The 7607-nt window shown below is 61.8% G+C and carries 3 protein-coding genes; all 3 read right to left on the minus strand.

What is annotated here, in order from left to right:
• Positions 1-2525, minus strand: a 2525-nt coding sequence (locus tag KBY72_RS13395) for an ABC transporter transmembrane domain-containing protein (protein ID WP_254993787.1), incomplete at its 3' end; no start/stop codon positions are given.
• A 3-nt stretch (positions 2526-2528) separates the two neighbouring features.
• Positions 2529-3311: a peptidylprolyl isomerase gene (locus KBY72_RS13400; protein ID WP_254961475.1), complete on the minus strand. Its 783-nt coding sequence runs from the start codon at positions 3309-3311 to the stop codon at positions 2529-2531.
• A partial coding sequence (locus KBY72_RS13405) for a beta strand repeat-containing protein (RefSeq protein WP_409995499.1) occupies positions 3311-7607 on the minus strand: 4297 nt, incomplete at its 5' end. The genes KBY72_RS13405 and KBY72_RS13400, both read right to left, overlap by 1 nt.

Raw genomic sequence — 7607 nt, forward strand, 5'->3', positions numbered from 1 at the left:
ATCTGGCGCCTTAAGGAATAGAGCTCAACTTTGGCGATATCGATGCCATCCACCAGCACGGTGCCACCCTCTGGGTTGTAAAGGCGAGCCACCAATTTAGTGAGGGTGCTTTTACCCGAGCCGCTCGTACCCACCACAGCCACAAACTTGCCCTGGGGAATGGTTAGGGATACATCCCTAAGCAGCAACGGCGAGGAGGGCTTGTAGCGGAATTGAATATTCTGGAAGATGATCTCTCCATTGATTGGCGGCATGATGATGCGGCTGGAGTTATCCTCAGGCGCCTCCTGCGGGTGGTCAATTACATCACTGAGACGCTCCAAAGAAAGGGCGGTTTCCTGCACGGTCTGCCAGATGGAGGTCATCCTCAGCAGTGGACCGGTGACATAACCGGCGATGATCCGGAAGGCGATCAGTTCACCGAGGCTGAGTTCTCCATTAAGCACCAGGGCTGCTCCACCCCAGATCACCAGCAGACTCGATAACTTATTAAGGAAGGCACTAAAGGTGTTAGCAGTGGTGCTGAGCAGGGTGTTGTCGAAACCCTCGGCCACAAAATCCGTATAGAGATCTTGCCACTTCCAGCGACTGCGCAATTCGATGTTCTGGGCCTTAACAGTCATCATGCTGCTCAGCACCTCTACAAGATGGCTCTGGGTGCGGGCGTTGGCTATAGCGCGGCTTTGCAACTGATTGCGCACCAGGGGCGATACCGTGAGGGTGAGCGCAACCAGCACTGGAATGACTGCCAGGGTGAGCAGAGTGAGCTGCCAGCTGTAGATCACCATTACAATTATATATAGCAGCGCAAATACAGCATCAAGGATGGTAGTGAGAGCGGTGCCGGTAAGGAAGGAGCGGATCTTCTCAAGTTCACTAATCCGGTTGCTGACCTCACCCACTGGACGGCGGTCGAAATAGGTGAGCGGTAAGCGCAGTAGATGGTCAATAATCTGCGTACCAAGGGCAAGGTCAATGCGATTGGTTGTGTCCGCAAACAAAAAGGTGCGTAGGCACAGCAGCAGACCCTCGAAAATGGCAAACACCACCAGCAGGGTGCCGAGCACTCCAAGGGCGTTGGGGCTGTTGTTGATGATCACCTTGTCGATCACCTGCTGAATCAGCAGGGGGTTAACAAGACCGAAAAGCTGCACGAAGAAGCTAGCTAGCAAGACTTCCAGCAACACGGTGCGGTGCTGCTGCAAAGCCGGCAGGAACCAGCGGAAACCAAACTTGCGCTGCGGCGTGAGGGCGTTAACACGCAGGGTGAGAACCTCACCCTCCTCGCCCCATTGCTCCTTGAACTGATCAAGGCTGAGTTCTTGATTAGCAACGGCTGGAATGCCGAGCAAAACACTGCTAGCTGAGGCGCGATATATCACCGCCATGCCGTTACCCCAACGCACCATCAAGGGAGCATCGAGCCTGGAGATTGTTTCGGCGCGGATCTCCAGCAACTGGGTCTGTAGACCGATGGATTCGGCCACGGCCCCGGCCAGTGCCAGTGAGGCCTCGCTGTGGCGCTTCACCTGATCGGTGAAGACACGACGCAGCAGCTCCCGGCGAAAGGGCAGCCCGAGGTGATCGCTGAGCATGCGGAAAGCCGAAATCGGCGACTCCAACGGACCGACACCGCGATGCCAGGGATAGGAGTCGGGATCGCGCTTGTTGTCGTCGAGGGGTTCCTCGGACTCGCTTAAAAGCAGGTCGGGAGCGGCGGGGATAGCACCCTCCTCCAGCTTTTGGCGCTGCTCCTCCCAGCGTTCCAGCAGCAGGCTTTCCCAGCCCGGTGGCGGAGACACTGATACCGCTGCCTCTGCGTCGGGGGGCGGCGGATCGAGCAGGCGCTCTAGCTCCAGTCGATTGATGCCGAGCACCCGCAATAAGGGCTCCGCCTCAGCTGCAACCTTGCTGGGCAGGGCCGTGCCCAGCGGCAGGCCGCCCGCCGCTACCAGCCAGAGACGGTCAGCCGGAAAAGACGTCTGTTCCAGCTGCTCCAGCGTCAGACTGACGGCCCTTGTGGTGTCTGCGAGCTTGACTGCCGCCTCGACTACCTCATGGGAGAGGGCCCGCGGGTACTCCCGCAGGTAGGCATCGAGCACCGCGAATAGCTCGGCTGGATTGACACTGCCAGCGATGCGCTGCGCCAGGGCTGGGTACTGGGCCATCTCCTGCCGCAGGGCGGCATGGGGCAAGGCCAGCACAACCAGCTCGGTGGAAGCCAGCAGGGTCTCCCAATTGCGCCCGGCACTAAGGGCGGTCCAGCCCATCACCGCACCCGCTTCGAAGCGCTGCAGCGTCGCCACTCCTTTGCTCAGCCGCGAAGCCATCACTACCGAACGGGCACTTCCCTGCAGCAGGAAAAACATCTGCTGGGGCGCCTGGGCGATGCGAATGATCGGCTGACCGAGCGAAAAGCGCAGCAACTGGCCCTGGGAGGCGAGCCGTTCGAGTTGTTCGGGCGGCTGATCCGCAAGAAAAGGGAAGGAACTCAGCAGTTCGAGGAGCTGTCCGGTATCCGCCATGGCTCAGCTCCCCTGGGCTGGCGCCAGGGTTAGCAGGGCGGGATAGAGGCTCTGCAGGCTCTGGTCGAGGGTGGCATCAACATCCTTTTGAAAGAGCTCGTTGTAGAGCTGCAGGCGGGTGGCATCGCTGAGGTTGGCTGGCTGCCTGTGCTCCATCTGTACCAACAACACCCAGTTGTCGACCCGAAAGGGCGGATGCACCTCACCCATGGTGAGCTTGTCGAGAACGGCCCGGATAGTGGGGTGGGGTTGACTGATCAACATCGGGCCCACCAAGCCGCGAGTGAAGCGCTCCTCGCCGAGGGAGTGGCTGCGTGCCAAGGTGCCGAAATCGGCGCCATCATCGATAAGACGCAGGTAAAGCTCCTCGGCCGCACCCTGATTGCGCAATCTGATCATCGCGTACACCACCTGCTCCAGATCAGCACGGCGCTCGAGGAAATAGGGCTCTAGGCGTTCGAGGTAGTGATTTTCGATCCATTTCTGCAGCCGGATCTGATCCCAGCGATCGCGCAGCGGCCCCTGCATCAGCTCGGGCTGAGTGGCAATCCAATCACCCTGCAGGCTGGCGGCGGCCGGGCCTGGCATACCCTCCCAAAGCCGCGACAACACCACAGACTCCTCTTCAGCAGTGAAGCTGACGGAGTCCCGCAGGCGCTGCACAAGAAGCTCCTTGGCCCGTTGGCGCAAAATGCCGCTGGAGAGCAAGAGTTCGGCGAGCGGTTGACTTGCCAGACGCTCCATGGCCTCGCCGAGATCGGCGGCGAGGTGGGGGTGAGGAAGCATTAGGCGCTGGCATCACCGGCAACGGACTGGGAGCGGCTGTCTAGTTGGGAGATCGCGCGGGCATTCAAGTTGCCATCACCAGCAATGGTGATCGTGGCGTTGCCGATGCCGAGGCTGGTGTTGTTGAGGGAGGTAGAGGCGTTGCCGTTGACCGTGACGCTCTGGGCGAAGCTGCTCTGCTGGGCAATGGCGGCGATGCGGCCGTCTTCGGCGAAGGAAATCGGCAGGGCGGCGACTGTGGAACTGAATACACCTGTGCTGGAGGTGCTGCCCTCGCTGGTGGCATCGAGCTCCACACTGCGGGCCGACAAATTAGCCCTGCCCACGGCGGTGGCATCGACACTGCTGAGGCCAGCACCGGCGGTGAGGGCCATGTTCTCGATACCAGTGATCGAGGCACGGCCAGTGCCGGGCACATCGGCGAGGGTGACCGAGGCGATGCCGTTGGTGGCGATGGCACTCAAAGCTTGGTCGGCGCTGGCCGTACCGCTGATGTCGCCCTGGCTCTTGCCGGCCTGGAGCGAGGAGAAACCTGCGGGGACGGTGGCGTCGTAGGTGCCCAAGATGCCGACGGCAGCGGCAGCGGCCTGGGCCGTGGCGTCGCCCTCAGCACTGCTGAGGGCACTGATGAGGAGTGGTGCGGCCAGGGAGCCGATGCTGGCGGCGGCGCTGATGTCGCCCTGCTGGCCAATGGTGGCGGTGATGCCATTGCTGAGGGCCTCCAAGCCGGTGGCCTTCAGCGCGGCCAGGGCATCGCTATCACCGAGCACGGTGCTGGCGGTGCTGCGGCCGCTCAGGCTGGCGGTGCTCTGCACGTCGCCAGCACCGCCGATGGTGATGTCGTTGGCGGCGTTGCTGGCGCTCAGGCCCCGGGCGGTGATCGTGAGATCGGCGAGCGCGTTGTCGAGCAGGACGTTGGTGCCGGTGGTGGCGGCATCGGCCACGGCGGCAATGCTGGCCTCGGCATTGACGCTGCCAGCGCTGCCGGCGCTGATCGCCGTATCACTGAGGCCTTCAGCCACCAAGCCGGCGCTGGCCGTGGCGTCATTGGCGGTGTTGCGGGCGACGGCATTGAGCACGCCGCTGGCCACGGCGGAGATGGCGTTCTGCGCCCCGGCGATCAGGCCGCGCAGGCCGCCGTTGCCAATGATGCCGCTCACCTGGGCGAGGTTGAGGTTGTCGCTGTTGTTGAGGGTGCGATCAGTCTCGCGGCTACCGGCGAAGGCATTGGCGGCAGAGGGCAGGGTGAGGCTGACGCCTGAAGCGCTGGCGGTGAGGGGGGCGACGGCATAGGTGCCGCCCGGTGCCGTTGGGAGCGTGAGCAACTGGAAGCGATCCGCATCCACCAGCTGATCGGCCTGACCGAGGCTGTCGGCGGAAAGATCAATTACTGGTCCACCAGGAGAGGCCGAAAGAGTGAAGGTGGTGCCGGACACACTCTTGACGTAATAAGTAGTGCCTAAGGCCAAGCCGTAACGGCTCTCGCTGCTGTTCGGGGCGGTGGTGCTGTTGAGGCGGAAGCGAACGGCGTCGTTCAGGGCATAGGAAATGCCGGTGGGCATTGTCAGCGTATTGGCGGTGGCATCCACCGCTCCGAAGCCGAGCAGCTTCACCGCGTAATCGGTATTGGCAAGCAAACCGGCGGCGGCGGTGGGCAATTGCACCAGCTGGCCGGCGGCCAGGTACTGGGGACCAACAAAACTCGGTGTGCTGGTGGTGGTGTTGAGGTTGAGATCAAAGGTGGCGAGGATGTTGCCCGACGCCGAAGTCCAGAGCGAACCCAGCGTCTCGGCACCTGAGACCGTGCTGGCGCTGGCGTTGAGGGTCGTGGCCCCCTTGGCTTGCACGGCCAGATCAGCGCCCGCCGTCTGGGTGCCATCAGCCAGGCCGGTGACCACCGAGTAGCTGGTGTTGGTGGGCAGCACATTGGTGACACCGGCCGTGGTGACACCGGCGCCGGCACCGGCGCCACTGCGGGCCTCGGCGCTGCCGGCGGTGCTGCTGGCGCTGCCGGAGAGGGTGAGATCGGCGTTGGCGCTGAGGCTGAGATCGTCGCCGGCGGTGCTGGCGCTGCTCTTGGAACCGAAGACCTGAATGTTGGCTTCCGTCAGAGCCGCACCCTCGGTGCTGGCGGCTTTGAGCGTGGCCGTATCGGTGGCGTTGAAGTTAAGGCTAGCGCCACTGCCGGCCAGGGAAACGGTGTCAACGAGGGCCTGAACGGTGCTCACCTCAGAGGCCAGGTTGAGGCCATCCATGCCGCCGAGACGGAATACACCTGCAGTGGCATCACCAGCCACGCTGCTGGCCGTGGCCGTGATGGCATCGGAGGCCGTGGCCCGCAGGCTGAGGGCGTCGCCGGCTTGAACACCACCCAGGCCGGCGCCTGTGCGGTTGAGATCAACACCGGTGACGGTGCTGATCCCGTCGGCTGTGGCGACGGCAGGGCGGTAGGCCTGCAGGGTGCCGGCAGCTACGACATCTATAGGATCACCGTTCGGCTCTGAACTGAGCTGGAACTCACCGGTGATCGGGATGACATTGGCGACGTAGTAGTCACGATCAGCCTGCACACTGCCGTTCGAGATAGTGAAGCGAACCCGATCGCCATTGATCAGGGGGAAGTCGGCGCCAATCTGGGTTGTGGTGAAGCGGTCGGTGGCGGCCGTGCCGTTGTTGACGAGCGTGAAAGTGCCGAGCGATTCGGTGCCGACGGTCTGGGCCGTGACGCGATTGCTGCTGCTGGCAGTGGCTTGCAGGCTGAGATCGGAGCCGGCCTGAACGCTGTCGGTCGCGGTGTCTGTGAGGTTGGCGTCGTCAATGCCGTAGGTGCGGTTGGCAAGAGCGGCGAGAGCCAGGCCAGCGACATTGCTAGCGCCCACCGTCTGGGCTGCGGTGCCGCTGATGTTGAGGCTGAGGGCATCACCGGCACTGAGGCTGGAGTCGCGGCTGCCGGCAGCCTCGACGGTGCCGCTGGCGTTGACGACAAAATTCAGCGCTTCGGCCGTTGTATCAGCCTTGACGTTGCCGGTGAGGCTCAAGGTGATGTCGTCGCCAGCCGTGAAGCTGCTGCGATCGGTGCCGAGGCCATAGGCAGCGAGCACCGAATCGGCGCGATCGTCGACGGTGCGGGAGACGGCACTGGCTTCCTGGGACGCTGTCGTGGAGCCTGAAGTAGTGCCGCCACTGGTGATAGTGATGGCATCACTGCCTTTGACGCCACTGGCCTGAACGAACGCGGAAACAATGTCTGCCGCGGAAAGGGCCGTGGCTGTGGAAGTGGTCAGCGCCGAAGCCGACAGGTTTACATCGTCGCCGCTGCTAATCGTGCTGCTGCGGACGCCGTAGGCGGAGTTGAAGGTGGTGGCCGCCGGATCTCCCTGGAGAGCGTTGAAGACACCGGGGGTAATGACAGCTACGCCACCAGTTTCAAAATTGTTAGCAGTGAAATCTGCTTGACTGCTGCTGAAGGTTTTGCCGCTGGCACTATCGAGATAGGTTTGAACATCGGCCACATAAAGGCCACTGGAATTGAGCTTGGCAAACTGGCCAAAGGTGAGATTCAGCGTGATGCTGTCGGTGCCGGTATTGCCGTCGTAGTTGACCTTGACGCCCTTGGTGGTTGCGGCAGTACCAACACTGTCGTTACCAGCGCCGAGATCCACGTTGCCGATGTTCTTGAAAGCGACGCCGCCGAACTGATAGGTATCAGCACTGGAGGTGCCGTTGATCGTGTCGTAAGTAGTGAAACTTCCGATGACAACAGGATCACCACCATCCAGGAGGTCAATCCCCTGGGAGCCAGGATCCCATTTTCCAGTGGGAACAGTGATCGATGACACATCGGTGCCATTGCCCTGGAGGGCAAAGATGTTGATTCCATTCGGATCAACATTGAACGTATCCTCGGCAAGATCACTGCTGGTAATTTCAACAGTATTGATACCCGCGCCAGCCACGACATAGTCGGCACCGTCGCCAGGCGTGATGTAATCGTCGCCCGTACCGCCATAAATGGTGTCATTGCCAGACCCACCAGCAATGCGGTCATCACCGGCATTACCAACTAGCAGGTTGGCATCGGCATTGCCAACGATGGCATCATCGGCTGCTCCGCCGATGACCACTTCAAAACCAAAGACTCCGTTGGCGCCGCCTTGACTGGAGGCTTCAGACACCATCACATTGGTGGCTGAATAGGCATTGGTGATCGTGATCTCACCGACCGTTGTATCGATGACGCCATTGCCATCAAAGTCAAAGGAGAATGCCTTGTCGCTGAGGTTGACAAGCACCGGG

Origin of the sequence: Cyanobium sp. BA5m-21, from assembly GCF_024346235.1 — a bacterium.
GTDB lineage: Bacteria > Cyanobacteriota > Cyanobacteriia > PCC-6307 > Cyanobiaceae > Cyanobium_A > Cyanobium_A usitatum.